Here is a 14,914-nt window from a genome sequence, read left to right as displayed (position 1 = left end):
TGGCGAGGCGGCGAAGCGATTGATAGGCGAAGTCGGGCGGCAACGGACCTCCATGCCAGATGGAGCTGGCTTTGAGCGGGCCAGCAGTTCATGCGGAGAATAACGGACGGGTGCACCGGGGCGGGGTCAGGTCCAGCGACTACGCGCTGACCGGCCTCCTTCAGTCCTGCAGGCCCCGCACGGTCTTCTCCCCGCGGGTTTCGAACGACGCCACCAACTTCACGCTCCGTGGGTGCCATGCCGGGGGCAGGTCGGCCAGGGCGGCACTGATCTGCCGGCGGATCTCGTTGGTGTCGGCACCGTCGAGGCCGCCCTCGGGCACGATCTCGACGGCCACGATGGCGCCGGTGAGGCGGTTCGGGCGACCGAAGACGCGCGCCATCGCCACCGAGGGGAGCGGCGTGATCCGGTCCTCGACCGGCAGCGGGTGCACCTTCACGCCGCCGACGTTGATCACCTCGGACGTGCGGCCGCGGAACACGACCCGGTCCTCGACCAGGTCGACCAGGTCGCCGGTGGGCTTCCAGCCGGCGTCGGTGTCATCAGCGGTGGCGCCAGCGGTGTCGCCCGGTTCGGGCACGTCACCGGCGTAGCCGAGCATGCCGGTGCCTGCGCGGACCCACAGTTCGCCGTCGATGACGCGCAACAGTCCGTCGGGGTTGGTGTCGCTCCACAGGCTGCCGGCCGAGAGTCCCGGGCGGCCGTCGCGCACCGACGCGATGGAGCCGAACTCCGTGGACGCATAGATCTGGGAGATCCGGGCCGACGGGAACGCGGCCTGCAGATCGGTGAGCAGGTCGGGCGAACTGGCCTCGCCGCCCAGGGTGATCTGGGACAGCGCCGGGAGGCTGACCCGACGACTCCGCGCCTCGGCGAGCAGGAAGCGCCAGTACGTCGGCGTCGCGCTGACGCAGGTGAGGTCGCCGGCCAGCAGGGCGTCGAGTCCGTCGCGGGGCTGGCGCGGGAACGGCGCGACGAGCGTCGCACCGACGGACACGACGTGCTGCAGGACCTGGATGCCCGCGAACTGGTGCGGACCGTAGGCCAGCAGCCACCGCTGCTCGGGTCGCGGCTTCGCGTCGAGGGCCGTGCGGGCCAGCACGCTCCAGTCGTGGCGAGCCGCCTTCGGCAGTCCGGTGGTGCCGGTGGTCCGAATCATCAACGGTTGCGGGCCATCGCTCGCCGGTGCCTGTGCCGGTGACGCGGCGTCGGGGGAGTCGGCGAGCAACTCCTCCGGTCGGATCACCGTGAAGTCGCCGACCAGGTCTGCGCGCCGACTCACCACGAACTCGTGAGCCAGGGTCGCGGCCTGCTCGGCGAACTGGGTGGCGTCGATGTCGGGCTGGTACTGGCACGGTTCGACGCCGGCTGCCGCAGCACCGCCCAGGAGACGCAACACCCACGCGGCGTCGGGCTCGACGATCGCGAACCGGGCGATCCCGCGACGGGTGAGCGCGGCAGCCACCCTGCGTGCTTCGGCGAGCAGGTCGTCGTACGAAACGACGCCTTCGGGGGTGATGACCGCGGGCTGCGAAGGCGTTCTCGCTGCGGCCGCTTCGAGGAGCCGGATCATGCCGACCAGTATCCAAGGAGGGCTGCGGGCGTGACCGGGGGGTCCCCGAACCGTTTCCTTCACGAAGGCGGTCAGCGGCCACGCCTCGCGTGACAGGATGACGCCGCCGCTACCAGCCCCCCAGGAGGAGCGAACCGTGGGTTCCCACCGATCGATGACGGTCGCCGAGAAGTACTACACACTGCTCGACCAGTGCTGGCCGGCCAACGTGTTGATCAGCGCGGACCTCGATCGCTGCTTCGATGTCGAGTTCGTCGCCCAGCGCTGGCAGGAGTTCCGTGCGCGGCGGGTGCTCGCCCGCACCGTCGCTCGCGAGGACCTCACGATCGCTGACGCCGGCACCGACGGGGATTTCTTCTCGACGCGCGAGCTCACCGAGGACCTGTGGGACGCGGTCTTCGACGAGGAAGCGGCCATCCGTTACGACCTCGGGACGCCGCTGCGCCTTCGCTACCTGCGGAGTACGACGGAGGGCAGTTCTCGTGTCCTGTTCGTCGGCCACCACTCCTTCTTCGACGGCCGGATCGGGATCTCGGAGATCCAGACCTTCGTTCGCTTCCTTGACGGGCAGGACATCCCGGAGCAGCAGTCCCTGTCGGAAGCACCGCAGACACGGCAGGACTACCCCTGGCAGCAGGATCGGCGCGAGATGATCGAGGTGCTCCGCGATCTCAAGTCCCGCAGCGTCGAGGTCGGTGCGCCCGGTCCGGACTGGTGGCCGGACGTGTCCGGTGAGCGTCGCTCCCGCCTGCAGTTGATGATCTTCGACGCCGAGCGCGCGAGCAGCCTGGTGAAGGCCGGGAAGGTCCACGGCTCCGGCGCCTTCTCCACCGTCGGTGCCGCCTGGCTGGTCTCGGTGGCACGCCACCTGTGTGCGGCCGACCCGACGGCGGCGCTGCACCTCTCGGTTCCGGCCGACGTCTCGTTGCCCAGTGACGATCCCGGGCGCCCGCCGTCGATGGCGGTCGCCGTCCTCGGTCGGCCCTACCGGGTCGACACCGAGGACGTCTGGGGGCTGGCGACCGAGGTCGCCTCCACGATCAAGGAGGCGCTCGGCCGCGGCGAGGCCGACCTCTTCTTCCACCTCACCCGCGTCGAGCACGTCGTCGACCTCGTTGCCGGTAAGGCCCTGGTCGCGGCCGCGCTCGCGTCCGGACCGCCCTGCGTGGTCGTGAGCAACATGGGCGTCGTCGATCCCGGGACTGATCCCGAGTGGTTGCGGTTCGTCAGCGGCCAGCTGCCGTCTGCCCCGAACCAGGTGGTGTTCGCGGCGACGCTGAACTATCGCGGCCTGCTGGTCCACAACATCTCGACCGACGACAACCGGCTCCCGCCCGAGCAGCTCGCCACGCTCATCGACGGCTACCTCGACCTGGTGCAGACCATGTCGGCGAGCAGTTGATGACCGAATCCACCCCGACGACCGCGGGTTCAGGTCGCCGCGTCGGTCTGATCACGATCGACCAGATCCTCTCCAGCCTCTCCAACATCGGCGCCCTGATCTGGGTCGCGCACGCCTTCGAGCCGGAGGACTTCGGTCGCTTCAGCCTGATCATGATGGTCTTCACGGTCGCGCAGGTGGCGATCCGCAGCCTGATCTCGACCACCGTCGTGGTGCATCCCGAGGACGCCGACACCCGACCCCGCAGCATCCTGGCCTCGACCTTCCTGATCGGACTGGTCGCCGGTGTCCTGTGCCTGGTTGCCGGGCTCGCACTGCTGGCCGCAGACAGCGCCCTGGCGGGGCCGATCCTCGCGCTCGCCGCACCGATGCCGTTGTTGCTCGTGCACGACGTCGGGCGCTATCTCGGCATTGGCCGTCAGCAGCCCGGGAAGTCCATCGTCCTCGATGCGCTGTGGGTCGTCCTGCTCGCCGCCGGCTTCGGCGCGATCATCGTTCTCGATCTCGACTCGCTCACCTGGCTGGTGGCGATCTGGGCTGGCTCGGGTGCCCTCGCCGCCCTCTGGGTCTTCGCTCAGTACGGCGTCCCCTCGCGCGACGGACTGGACTGGGTTCGTGAGCACTGGGGCTTCTCGTGGCGCTCGCTGGTCGGCGGTGTGGCGGCCAGCGGCACCGTGCTGCTGACGGCATCGCTGATGTCGCTCTTCAGCAGTCCGCTCGCGGTGGCCGCGTTCCGGGCAGCCACGCTGCTCGCGGCGCCGAGCACCGCCGTACAGACGTCGGTCTCGACCTCGGCGGCCGCCGACATCGCGCGGGAACGGGACACCGGCGCGAGCTTCTGGCCGCACGTGCGCCGGGCGATGCTGATCTGTTTCGTGGTCGGCGCGCTGACCATGGCGCTGCTGGTGTTCCTGCCCGACTTCATCGGCCACGCCGTGCTCGGCGAGGCCTGGGACGTCGTGGAGCCGCTCATGCTGGCGGTCAGCCTCAAGGTGCTCCTGATGGCCGGGCAGAGCGGCCTGCGGGCAGCACTGATCGGACGGCACCGGATCCAGGTCGCGATGGTGACCGACATCGTCAGCCTGGTGCTCGCTGGTGTGTGCATGGTCGTCGGCGCCGCGCTCGGCGGTGCCGAGGGAGCCCTGTGGGCCATGGCGATCGGCACGGGCGTCACCACCGCGTGCTGGTGGGTGGCCATTGCCTGGAAGGGCGGCGACGTGCCCGCATCGGCTCACCCGGAAATGCGTACCGCCTGACGAGTCACGAATGACCCGTCAGGCGGTAGGGCAGATCAGGCGGTCAGACCACCGTCGACCACGAGGACCTGGCCGGTGATCCAGTCGTTGCGCGGGTCGACGAGGAAGTCGATGGCACGCGCGATGTCCGCGGGCTCGCCGAGGCGACCCGCGGGGGTACGGCGGACGATCTGGTCGAGCTGGCCGCCATCGAGGCCGTGGCTCATCTCGGTGCGCAGGTAGCCCGACGCGATGCTGTTGACCGTGACCTTGCGGCTGCCGAGTTCGCGCGCCAGGGCCCGGGTGAACCCGTCGAGGGCGGCCTTGGTGGCGCCGTAGACCGTCAGTCCGCGGTAGCCGGTCAGACCGACGATCGAGGAGATGTTGACGATCCGGCCGCCGCCGTGGACGAGCATGTTGCGGACCACCTGGCGGGTGACGTGGATCGTCGCCTTGAGGTTGAGGTCGATGACCGTGTCGGTGTCCTCGTCCGAGAACAGCGCGAGGATGCCGTCGCGTGCGACGCCCGCATTGTTGATCAGGACGTCGACGGACTTCCACTCCGTCAGCACGTCCTTGACGAACTGGGTCGACTGCTCGCGATCGGCCAGGTCGGCCTCACGGAACAGGAATCGGTCGGCGTACTGCGGGTCCGACTGCCAGGCGCGCACCGCGTCGGTCTCGGAGCGCGAGCAGGTGGCCACGCGGTCGCCGGCGTCGAGGAACGACTGGACGATCCCCTGACCCAGACCACGGCTGCCGCCGGTGACGATGACAGTGCGAGGTGCACTCATGCGGTGGCCGCGGCCTGGTCGGCGTAGAACGCCATGACCTCGCCGACGGTCTCGGGCAACAGGCCGGCGCCGAACGGGTCGGTGCCCAGCTCGTCCTCGAGGATCGCGGACAGCTCGGCGGTCTCGAGCGAGTCCAGCCCGAGTCCGTCTTCTCCGTGGAGGCGGACGTCGGGGGTGACCGCCAGGTCACCGTGGTCCGACCGCTCCAGGAGGTCCGTGATGATCGCGACGATCCTGGTCTCAACTTCGTTCATTCCGACCTCAACTCAGATGTGGGGGGTTCCGGAGTGCCAACGACGTCACCGGGTCGTTGGTAACGGGCGCGGCCGTAGACATGTGCGGGAATGTCGATCACCGACAGGCGCCGGGCGGGGACGCCACCGCTGAGGTGGCCCGACTTGACCTCCTGGCCGGTCCAGGTGGTCGAGCCCGCAGCGAGCAACGCACCCTCGCCGACGACGGTGCCGGGCAGCATCGTGCACGAGGTCGCGACCACGGCACGGTCGCCGATCGTGACCGGGTCGAGGATGACGCCGCCGTTGGTCGGGTCGAAGGCGTGGGACAGCAGCGTGGACCGGATACCCGTCACCCACGACTGGTCGCCGAGGACCACGCCGCCACCGCAGTCGAGGTAGTGCTGGCTGATGATGTGCGAGTCGTCGCCCATGCGCAGCGTCCGCAGGTTCTCCGTCTGGACCGCCCCCGGCTCGTATCCGGAGTCGCCGACGATCTGGTTGAAGAGCATGATCCGGCAGCCGACGCCCGTCTTCACCAGGCGCAGGTCACGGAACAGGTTGAAGTGGTGGATCAAGGTGCCTTCGCCGAGCTCGAAACGGTCGACACGGCGCACCAGGCAGATGCCGACGACGGCGGTGTCGGGCACGTCGTGGCCCAGCTTGCGGAGCAGTCGGTTCTTGATCCCGCTCGGCGGCAACAGGAACACAAGGGTCGTCAGGGCCTGGCGCACGCGGTGAGACTACACAGCCCTTTGCCGGGGGCCGTGGGGAGTGGCCCAGACAAGCCCCGTCGTGGGGCTAGGGTGTGCGGCGTGTCGCCCTCCCCCCACTGTTGCGCAGACCGTCCATGACCGTTCTCGCACGTCTGACTGACGGATTCGTTTCGATGCAGTGTGACGTCTGTACGCCACCTGTCCTGACGATCAACACCCCGCAGGGCCTGCGCGCCAACGGCTGGACGCTCGCCGCGGACGCGGACGGGCTCGACGCCTGCGCGAACTGCTCGGTGCGGATCCCGGCCCGCCAGCGCCAGGCTCGTCGGGACGCGGTTGCCGTCGATCCCGATCCCGCACGGCTGCCCAATCTCGTGGTCATCGGGGCCATGAAGGCCGGCACCACCAGCGTTCACAACTACCTCGACGTCCATCCGGAGATCGCGGTGTCGGTGGACAAGGAGATGCGGTTCTTCACCGATCCTGATCACCGCTCCTGGCTCGGCGCGTACCAGGACCAGTTCCAGCCGGGCACCCGTTATCGGGCCGAGTCCACGCCGTTCTACACGAAGGCTGCGTGCTTCCCCGGTGTGGTCGACCGGATGGCCGACCTGATTCCGGACGCGCGGCTGATCTACCTGGTGCGGGACCCGATCGAGCGACTGGTGGCGGAGTACGTCGAACAGCTGCAGTGGCGCGCCACGAGCCGCACGCTCGAGGAGGAGCTTGCGGACCCCGAGGAGATCACCAACGGGCTGATCGACTCCAGTCGGTACGCCACGCAACTCGAGGACTTCCTGCGCCGGTTCGACCGCGACCAGATTCTCGTCCTCGACCTCGCCGACCTGGCCAGCGACGTGGTCGGCACGATGGGCCGGATCTTCGACTTCCTCGACCTGCCGCGCCCCGATGCGAGCGCCGACGACTTCGTCCGGTTCAACGTGCGCGAGGACCGGCGTGCCCTGCCGGACTGGCTCCTGAAACTGCGCCGTGGACCGATGGGGCGGGCCACCCAATGGGTGCCGGCCGGGCCGCGGCGCGCCCTGAGCCACCTTGCCTGGAAGCGGACCGGTGCCCGCCTCGAGGTGCCGGTGCTCGACCCGGGCCTGCGCGCCGGGCTGGAAGCAGCGCTCAAGCCCGAGGCCGACCGCTTGCGCCAGCTGACCGGCCAGGCCTTCGCGACCTGGTCGATCTAGCCGGATTCGTTCAGCCGGATTCGTTCAGCCGGACTGCTTGACCTTGCGGAACAGGTAGAAGCGGTCGTGCAGGTCGATGAGCTCGCGGAGCTCGTCGGACTGGTGGATCGGCCGGTCGTCGACCAGTTCGTAGCCACGGTCGAGCACGTCCTGGCGGAACGGCTTCATGGTGCCGTCACGCTCGGTGCTGCGCAGTTCGTCGGGAGTGTTCGGAACGATCAGCAGCCACTCGATGTCGCGCTCGGCGATCCGGTCCAGCCACCACAGGATTGCTTCGTGCGAACACTCCGAGAAACTGTGGATGTTGACCGCGACGTCGTACCGCTCGTTGAGCTTCTGGTGCTGGTCCAGCGGGACGACGCGGACCGACGACGGGAGCTCGCGGAAGCCGGTGTAGTACTCGCACAGGAACGTCGAGGTCGCGACGCCGTCGATGCAGTCGTAGGCCTCGAGGTTCGGGAGTGCGGTGGACATCCGGTGCGCGAGGCGGCCGTAGCCGGCGCCGATGTCGAGCACCCGCAGGCCCTTGATGGAGGCCAGCCCCATCTGGTCGTTGAGGTAGTTGATCTCGTTGATGCTGTCGAGGAGGTCGCGGCTGACCGACGGCCGGTCGCCGAACTCGAACGTGAAGGCACCGAAGAGGCCGTCCTCGGAGACCTTGTCGAACAGGCCGAGGGAGTCGCGCTCCTGGATGTCGAGCATCGCGAGGTACATCCGGATCCGGACGGCCTGCCCGAACTGCCGGAACTGCCAGACGTAGGCGTTGTCGCCGCGGAACCAGGCCAGCGAAAGGTTCTTGTTCAGGAACGAGTTCTGCCACTGCGTGTGGACCGCCGCCGCGACGTCGAGGCCGTCGTACGTCGCCTGCAACTCGACGAGGCGCGGGCTGTCGTGCCGCAGGGCCGCCTCGCTACCAGCGGGAAGGCTGACCGCGTCGTTGTGGCTGACAGCGACCGCCCTTCGACCGTCTTCGTCGATCCGGGTGATCATGAAACCTGCGCGAGCGGCGCTGGACTTGGCGTGACGGCGGAACCAGGCACGGGCAAGTGTGGGGGAAATCTGGGGCACGAGGCGAAACTGTAACTGGACCCGGCCACGAACATGCGCGGGATCTGGTGGAATGTCGTCGTCCGATGGCCCCCCGCACGGATCACGCCCAATTCGAGGACCCGCTTGTTCACCACTCCCGTGGCACTGATCGCCTTCAACCGGCCAGAGCTGACAGCACGAACGCTGGCCGTGATCAGGTCCGCCCGACCCCGCGAGCTCTATCTCATCGTCGACGGTCCGCGGAGTTCCCGGCCGGAGGACGCAGCGAAGTGCGCGGCGACGCGTGCGGTGCTGGACGACATCGACTGGCCCTGCGAGGTCCACCGTCGGTACGCCGACCGGAACCTGGGCCTCGAGGCGAATGTCGAACTCGGCCTGGACTGGTTGTTCGCCCAGGTGGAGAGCGCGATCGTGCTGGAGGACGACTGCCAGGCCGCGCCGTCCTTCTTCCGCTATGCAGCCGAACTACTCGACCGGTACCGGGATGAGCCGCGGGTGTGGCAGGTCTCGGGCAGCGGGCTGGGTGTTCCGAGCCGTCTGTTCGACGGCGACAGCTATGCGTTCACTGCGTGGGCGAGTGTGTGGGGCTGGGCGACGTGGGCCGATCGCTGGCAGCGACACCGCAAGCTGTTCCCCCGCGACCACATCGGCGGCGATGCGCCCGTGCGCACCGTGCCGTGGACGCCCCAGCCGGGGATGCTGGTCACGCGGTCCGGCCAACGCCACTTCGACGACGCGGTCGCGTCGAGCGACACCATCACCCACGGCTGGGACAAGCACTGGTGGCTGACGATGATCAGCCTCGGCGGGTTCGCGATCTCGCCCGCCGTCAACATGGTCGAGAACGTCGGCTGGGGTGAGGACGCCACGCACGGTGTCGCCGAAGGTCGCCGTGACCACGCGGCCGAGGAGCTCACCTTCCCGCTGACGCATCCCCAGTCCGTTGTGCTCAATGCCGAGGTCGAGCGTGAACTCGAACTCGTGCTCAGTCGCGTCGGTGGCCGCGGGGCGATGCTGGCCCGACGACTGATCAGGTCCCCGCGCGTGCGTCATGCGGGTCGGACCTTGATCAACAGTCGCGCGGGGATCGCCACGCATCGGTTCATCAGCAGGATCGGTTCCCGATGAGCCTTCCCTCGGTACTGCGGCCGTGGTGGCCGTTCTTCAAGCGCCTGCACCGGGCGCTGACCCGTCTCTTCGGACATCTCTTCCGGATCGTCTCCCGGCCGCTGGGCAGCCGGGGAGTTCCGTTGCGGGCAACCGAGCGGTCGGTGGACACCGCGGCTGGGGAGCCGGGTGTCGTCGTACTCCATCCCGGCCGGCCGGAGGTGCCGCTCGTCCGGTCCGCGACCCAGGGGCAGCCCGCGGCGCACTGGTTGTTCGAAGCTGTCCGGGAAGCGACCGTGCCGACACCGACCGTTCCGGCCGTGACCGTGCCGGCGACGTTCACCCTCGAGATCGCGGGTGGCCGGCTGACCGGTGACTACGGGGCAACCACCACGCCGGGCAAGGTCCTCGATCACGAGACGAGCACCTACTTCGGGGTGTTCGACTGGCGTGAGCACCCGATCTTCCTGCGGCCCACCCTCGGACCCGTCGAGCACGTCGACGGCACGGTCCTCAGCCTGACCACCCGCGGCACGAGCGAGAACTACTACCACTTCCTGTACGACGCGATCGCGCGCCTCAGCGTCGTCGAGGACACCCTGCCCGGTCAGAAGTACGACGCCGTGGTCGTGTCCCACAAGGCCCGCTACCAGCGCCAGCTGCTCGAGCTCGCCGGCGTGGATGCGCGGCTGATCCAGCCGGAGCGCGGCCGGACGGTCTCCGCCGATCGTCTCCTCGTGCCGAGCAACCCGAACTGGGCGCTGCAGGCACCGCCGGCCTCCGTCGCGTGGCTGCGCGACCGGCTACGACCCACCGCCGGTGCGGGTGGCCCGGACACACCCCGGCGCCTCTACATCACCCGCGGTACGACGCCCCGCACCCGCCGCTACGTCCAGGAAGCCGAGCTGTGGCCCGAGCTCGAGCGCCGCGGCTTCACGATGATCGACCCCGGCACGTTCAGCGTGCAGGAGCAGATCGACCTCTTCCACGGCGCCGAGGTCATCCTGGCGCCGCACGGTGCCGGCCTGAGCAATGTCACCTTCTCGCCCGCCGGCGTGAAGGTGCTCGAGATGTTCCCCGGCACCTACGTCCATCTGGGCCTGTGGGCAATCTGTCAGGCGATCGACGCCGACTACCGCTACCTCGTCGCTGACGGCGGGAACGGTCAGAACGGGCCCAATGCAGGCAATCTGGACGACGTCTCCATTCCACCGGCTCGCGTGCTCGACGCACTCGACGCCCTGATCGCCGGTGCATCTCGATGACCCCCCAGGTCGCGCACCGGCACCGCTTATCCTCGACCCCCCACCTGCGCACCCCTGGTGCGCTGCGAGCAGCGAAGGCAACGAGATGACTGCACCGGACGAGACGTTTCAGCCCGGCCCGACCCTGAGCCGGCTGTACCCCGAGGTGCGGGCGGGTGGCTACACCCGTCACGACGGCTTCATCGAGTTCTACACCCGGGTCAACGCGCTGCTCGAGCCCGACAGCCGGGTCCTCGACTTCGGCGCGGGGCGCGGCCTGTGGGCAACCGAGCCCCTTCCGGCCCTGCACAAGAAGCTGCGTGCCTTCCACGAGCGGGTGGGCGAGGTCTACGGGGTGGACGTCGATCCGGTGGTTCTCGAGAACAAGACCCTGGCCGGTGCCCACGTGATCACGCCGGGCGAGAAGCTGTCGTTCGAGGACGCGTCCTTCGACGTCGTCATCGCCGACCACGTGCTGGAGCACGTGGGCGAGGAGGACGCCGAGCAGGTCGCCAGCGAGTTGCTCCGCGTGCTCAAGCCCGGCGGCTGGTTCGCGGCCCGGACCCCCAACAAGTGGGGAATGATCGGCATCGGTGCCCGCGCGGTGCCGAACGACCTGCACACCAAGGTGTTGCGCAAGCTCCAGCCGGAGCGCAAGGCCGAGGACGTCTTCCCGGTCCGCTACAGCATGAACACCCGCAAGCACCTCAAGCGGTTGTTCCCGGAGCCGAACGAACTGGTCGTCTACGGACACGCCTCGGAGCCGACGTACTTCGGCCACGCAGCGCCGGCCTGGCGGATGGCCCAGTTCGTGGACCGGATGACCCCGCCGCGGCTGGCGCCGACGCTGATGATCTTCGTCAAGAAGGCCTGATCAGGCCTTCCGGCGTCCGCTCAACGAGGACGACGACTTGCCGGTCGCCTGGCGTCCAGCCGGGCTGGACTCCTCGTAGTAGTAGTAGTAATACGAGCCGACCGCACGCTTGGCGACCATGTTGACCACGACGCCGTAGAGGCGGCCGCCGACCTGGCCGAGGCGGTTGATCGCCTCGTTGACCTGGTCCTTGGTGGTCCGGCCGTGGCGGACCACGATGATGACGCCGTCGGCCAGCTTGGCGAGGACCGAGGCGTCGGCCACGGGCAGCAGCGGCGGGGCATCGATGATGACCATGTCGTACGACGACCGCAGGCGCTTGATCAGGTCCTGGGTGATCTTCGACTGCAGGATCTCGGTCGGGTTCGGCGGCTTGGCGCCACTGGCGAGCACGTGGAGCCCACTGGCCTCGTGGACCTGGATGGCGTCGTGGATCTCGGTCTTGCCGACCAGTGCGGTCGTCAGGCCGATGGCCGGGTCCAGGCCGAGCGTGCTGGCCACGCGCGGCCGGCGGAGGTCGGCGTCGATGATCAGTGTGTTGCGACCGGTCTGGGCCAGCGCGACGGCGAGGTTCGTCGACGTCATCGTCTTGCCCTCGCCAGGCACGGCGCTGGTGATGACGATGCAGCGCGGCTGGTGGTCGAGGTCGATGAACTGCAGGTTGGTGCGCAGCAGGCGGAACGCCTCGGTGCGGGCCGCGAAGCCTCCGAGGTCGGTCAGCAGCGGTGCCGACTTGATGTCGCCGTCGAAGCCGATGCTGGCCAGGACGGGCGACTCGGTGAGTTCGGCAACGTCGTCGGCGGTGCGGATCGTGCGGTCGAGCAGGTCGCGGGCCACCGCGAGCGCAACGCCGACGAGCAGGCCGATCAGGCCGGCGACGACCAGGTTCAACAGGACGTCGGGGCTGACCTGCGAGCGGTTGAGGGTTGCCTCGTCGGTCACCTTGGCAACGATCTGTGACGCGCTGCCCTCCGTGGGCGTCTCGAGGTCGGCGACGTACTTGGTGAACTCGTTGGTCACCACGTCGGCGATCAGCTGCGCACGCTGCGGGTCGGTGTCCTTGACGCGGAGCTCGATCAGCGAGGTCGACTCGACGACCTCGGCGTTGATGCGGGACGCGAGCTGCTCGGACGTCAGGTCGAGCCCGAGCTGGTCGATGACCCGGGACGCGAGCTCGGTGCTGCTGGCGAGGTCGGCGTACGAACTGGCGCGACCCGAGGCGAACAGCGAGGCGGCGTAGGCGTCGGTGGTGTCCCGGACGTCGACCGTCAGGAAGACCTGGGAGCGCGACTCGTAGGCGGGGGTGCGAGTGAAGGTGATGGCCGAGCTCGCGGCGAGCGCCACCAGCACCAGTGCCGCGACGCTGATCCAGCGACGCCGCAACACCATCAGAAACTGCTTGAAGTCCAAGACCCCGTCCTTGCTACGCGATACACGCTGTCAACAACGTCGTGATCCTACGTGGACGACGTCCGGGGACCGTTAGGCTGGCCGAGGATCGGTCGGTCGTGCGGTACGCAGGAGGGTTTCCAGATGGCGGATGGGCGGTCCGATGTCGCCTGAGGTGCGCCGTCGTCGCGGTACTCGCCTGCAACGGTTCGGCCGGAAATTGCGCCGGCTCCTGCGGCGCAGGTCGACGCTCGTCGGCCTCGGTGTTCTTGGCGTAGGGCTGCTCTGGAGCGTGTGGGTGGCCGTGTCGGCCGCCCAGCACCTGCAGGAAGTGGACCGCCAGGCGCAGATCCTGCGTGCAGCGCTGATTCGCGGTGACGCCGACGGCGTGCGCCAGGCGACCGAGCGCTACCAGGAGGCTGCCGACTCCGCCGAGTCCCGCACGTCCGGATTCACCTGGACGCTGTTGGAGGCGGTCCCGCTGCTCGGCGACGACGCAGAGGGGGTCGCCACCGTTGCGCGGGTGCTCGCCGACATCGGCCGCGACGGCCTCCCGCCGGTCGCCAAGGCTGCGGAACTGGTCCAGGCCGAATCCTTCCAGCCGGTCAACGGCGTCTTCCCGATCGACCAGATCACGGGGATGGCCGGCCCGGCGGAGCAGAGCGAGGCTGCCTTCGACGACGCTGCCAGCGCCCTAGCGAAGATCGACTCGAGCCACTTCATCGCTCCGATCCGGGAGCGGTACGACGAGCTCAGCGCGCTGGTCATCGATGCGCGGACCACCCTCGGGTCGACGTACCGCGCAGCGAAGATCATTCCGCAGATGATGGGGACCGATCGCCCACGCTTCTACCTGATGGTCCTGCAGAACAACGCGGAACTGCGCAGCAGTGGTGGCCTGCCGGGCGCCCTGTCATTGGTCCGGATGCACAAGGGCAAGGTGGACATCGTCGAGCAGACCGACATGTCCGAACTCGCCGGGGACGGCACCTCGGTGGTGAAGCTGACGCCGGAGGAGCGAGGGATCTTCGGACCGATCCTCGGCGTCGTTCCGATCAACGCCACCCTGACCCCGGACTTCGTCCGCGCGGCGGACATCATCCGGGCGCGCTGGGAGCGTGAGGTCGGCGGCCGTCTGGACGGCATGTTCTTCTTCGATCCGGTGGCGGTGGCCTATCTGTTGCGCGGCACCGGCCCCGTCGAGGTGCCGCGCTACCCGCCGGTCAGCGCCAGGAACGTCGTCAGTGCCGTGGAGAACGACGTCTACCTCCTCACGAACGACCGGGCGGTCCACACCGACTACCAGCAGGCCGTCGCCGAGGCGGTGTTCGACGCGTTCACGGCCGGCCGCGGCAACACGACCGAGTCGATCCGCGGCCTCGTCACCGGGGTGCAGGAGGGCCGGATCCGGATGCACAGCTTCGAGCCGGAGAGCCAGTCCGAGATCGCCGGCACGATGATTGCGGGGGAGTTCTCCGACCAGGCCACCGACGTACCCCAGGTCGGGATCTACATCAACGACGGCGGTCCGTCGAAGATGCAGTACTACCTCAAGTACGACGCCGAGGTTGTCCCGCGATCCTGCATCGGCGGCCGCCAGGCGCTGGCCGGATCGATCAGCTTCCACAGCGACACCCCGGCGAACGCCGAGGACCTGCCGCCCTCGATCACGGGCGAGGGCATCCGCGGGCAACGGACCGAGCCCGGCGACCAGTTGCTCGTGGTCTACCTGACCTCGCCGGTCGGCGGGAAGCTCACCTCGTTGTCGATCGACGGCCAGCGGGTGGTGAACCCCGTGATCGAGGAGCTCGCCGGGCGATCGCTCGCCCGGGTGGGGGTCCTGCTGGAGCCGCAGGGGCGCCATCGCGTCGACTTCGTGATGGATTCGGGTGTCGGCCAGGAGGCCGATGTCGACCTCGCCGTGACCCCCGGCGCCTTCCCGGGGACCTCGAACGCGACCGTTCCCTCCGCCTGCCGGATCCGCTGATCCCAATATGTGGACATGCGTCCCGACATTCGAGACGCGAAGTGTGCCGGGCCGGGGAAAGCGCCTAGGCTCCTCCTCATGTCGACAATCCTGCTGCTGACCAAGCGGCGCGCG

General features: G+C 68.9%; 13 protein-coding genes. 7 read left to right on the top strand and 6 right to left on the bottom strand.

Annotation, left to right across the window (positions count from 1 at the left end; all coding sequences use genetic code 11):
• Nucleotides 1–160: 160 nt before the first annotated feature.
• Nucleotides 161–1,573: a class I adenylate-forming enzyme family protein gene (locus HRC28_RS23700; RefSeq protein WP_182377812.1), complete on the bottom strand. Its 1,413-nt coding sequence runs from the start codon at nt 1,571–1,573 to the stop codon at nt 161–163.
• A 136-nt stretch (nt 1,574–1,709) separates the two neighbouring features.
• On the opposite strand from HRC28_RS23700, the gene HRC28_RS23695 reads away from it, so the two are divergent.
• Together HRC28_RS23695 and HRC28_RS23690 are read left to right on the top strand one after the other, a co-directional pair.
• Complete coding sequence (locus tag HRC28_RS23695; protein WP_182377811.1) at nt 1,710–2,975, top strand: hypothetical protein; 1,266 nt, start codon at nt 1,710–1,712, stop codon at nt 2,973–2,975.
• Nucleotides 2,975–4,231 carry an oligosaccharide flippase family protein gene (locus HRC28_RS23690; RefSeq protein ID WP_182377810.1) on the top strand — a complete coding sequence of 419 codons (1,257 nt, stop codon included), beginning with the start codon at nt 2,975–2,977 and terminating at the stop codon, nt 4,229–4,231. Before HRC28_RS23695 ends, HRC28_RS23690 begins: the two co-directional genes overlap by 1 nt.
• A 35-nt stretch (nt 4,232–4,266) precedes the next feature.
• Here HRC28_RS23690 and HRC28_RS23685 read toward each other — a convergent pair whose 3' ends face one another.
• Genes HRC28_RS23685 through HRC28_RS23675 form a run of 3 tightly spaced genes read right to left on the bottom strand, consistent with a single transcriptional unit; the run spans nt 4,267 to nt 5,971 of the window.
• A complete protein-coding gene (locus HRC28_RS23685; RefSeq protein WP_182377809.1) occupies nt 4,267–5,004 on the bottom strand; it encodes an SDR family oxidoreductase in 738 nt (245 codons plus the stop codon).
• Nucleotides 5,001–5,258, bottom strand: a complete 258-nt coding sequence (locus HRC28_RS23680; protein WP_182377808.1) for a phosphopantetheine-binding protein — start codon at nt 5,256–5,258, stop codon at nt 5,001–5,003. Before HRC28_RS23680 ends, HRC28_RS23685 begins: the two co-directional genes overlap by 4 nt.
• Nucleotides 5,255–5,971: a hypothetical protein gene (locus tag HRC28_RS23675; protein ID WP_182377807.1), complete on the bottom strand. Its 717-nt coding sequence runs from the start codon at nt 5,969–5,971 to the stop codon at nt 5,255–5,257. The genes HRC28_RS23680 and HRC28_RS23675 overlap by 4 nt, the downstream gene beginning before the upstream one ends.
• Nucleotides 5,972–6,087: 116 nt before the next feature.
• On the opposite strand from HRC28_RS23675, the gene HRC28_RS23670 reads away from it, so the two are divergent.
• Nucleotides 6,088–7,149, top strand: coding sequence for a sulfotransferase (locus HRC28_RS23670; protein WP_182377806.1), 1,062 nt, complete (start codon nt 6,088–6,090; stop codon nt 7,147–7,149).
• Nucleotides 7,150–7,173: 24 nt separating this feature from the next.
• Here HRC28_RS23670 and HRC28_RS23665 read toward each other — a convergent pair whose 3' ends face one another.
• A complete protein-coding gene (locus HRC28_RS23665) occupies nt 7,174–8,217 on the bottom strand; it encodes a putative sugar O-methyltransferase (protein WP_182377805.1) in 1,044 nt (347 codons plus the stop codon).
• 105 nt (nt 8,218–8,322) lie between these two features.
• Between HRC28_RS23665 and HRC28_RS23660 the strand changes: the two genes are divergently transcribed.
• From HRC28_RS23660 to HRC28_RS23650, 3 genes are all read left to right on the top strand, one after another.
• A complete protein-coding gene (locus HRC28_RS23660; protein WP_182377804.1) occupies nt 8,323–9,327 on the top strand; it encodes a glycosyltransferase family 2 protein in 1,005 nt (334 codons plus the stop codon).
• On the top strand, nt 9,324–10,571 hold the full coding sequence (locus tag HRC28_RS23655; protein ID WP_182377803.1) for a glycosyltransferase 61 family protein: 1,248 nt from the start codon (nt 9,324–9,326) through the stop codon (nt 10,569–10,571). The genes HRC28_RS23660 and HRC28_RS23655 overlap by 4 nt, the downstream gene beginning before the upstream one ends.
• Before the next feature lie 85 nt (nt 10,572–10,656).
• Complete coding sequence (locus HRC28_RS23650; RefSeq protein WP_182377802.1) at nt 10,657–11,424, top strand: class I SAM-dependent methyltransferase; 768 nt, start codon at nt 10,657–10,659, stop codon at nt 11,422–11,424.
• On the opposite strand, the gene HRC28_RS23645 is transcribed toward HRC28_RS23650, so the two are convergent.
• Nucleotides 11,425–12,834, bottom strand: coding sequence for a polysaccharide biosynthesis tyrosine autokinase (locus tag HRC28_RS23645; protein WP_182377801.1), 1,410 nt, complete (start codon nt 12,832–12,834; stop codon nt 11,425–11,427). It abuts the gene before it with no gap.
• 142 nt (nt 12,835–12,976) lie between these two features.
• Here HRC28_RS23645 and HRC28_RS23640 point away from each other — a divergent pair, with 142 nt between their 5' ends.
• Nucleotides 12,977–14,800, top strand: a complete 1,824-nt coding sequence (locus HRC28_RS23640; RefSeq protein WP_182377800.1) for a DUF4012 domain-containing protein — start codon at nt 12,977–12,979, stop codon at nt 14,798–14,800.
• Nucleotides 14,801–14,914 lie beyond the last annotated feature (114 nt).

Source organism: Nocardioides sp. WS12 (genome assembly GCF_014108865.1).
Taxonomy (GTDB): domain Bacteria; phylum Actinomycetota; class Actinomycetes; order Propionibacteriales; family Nocardioidaceae; genus Nocardioides.
The sequence above is the reverse complement of the archived record's forward strand: the minus strand, read 5'-3'. Positions and strand labels throughout refer to the sequence as shown.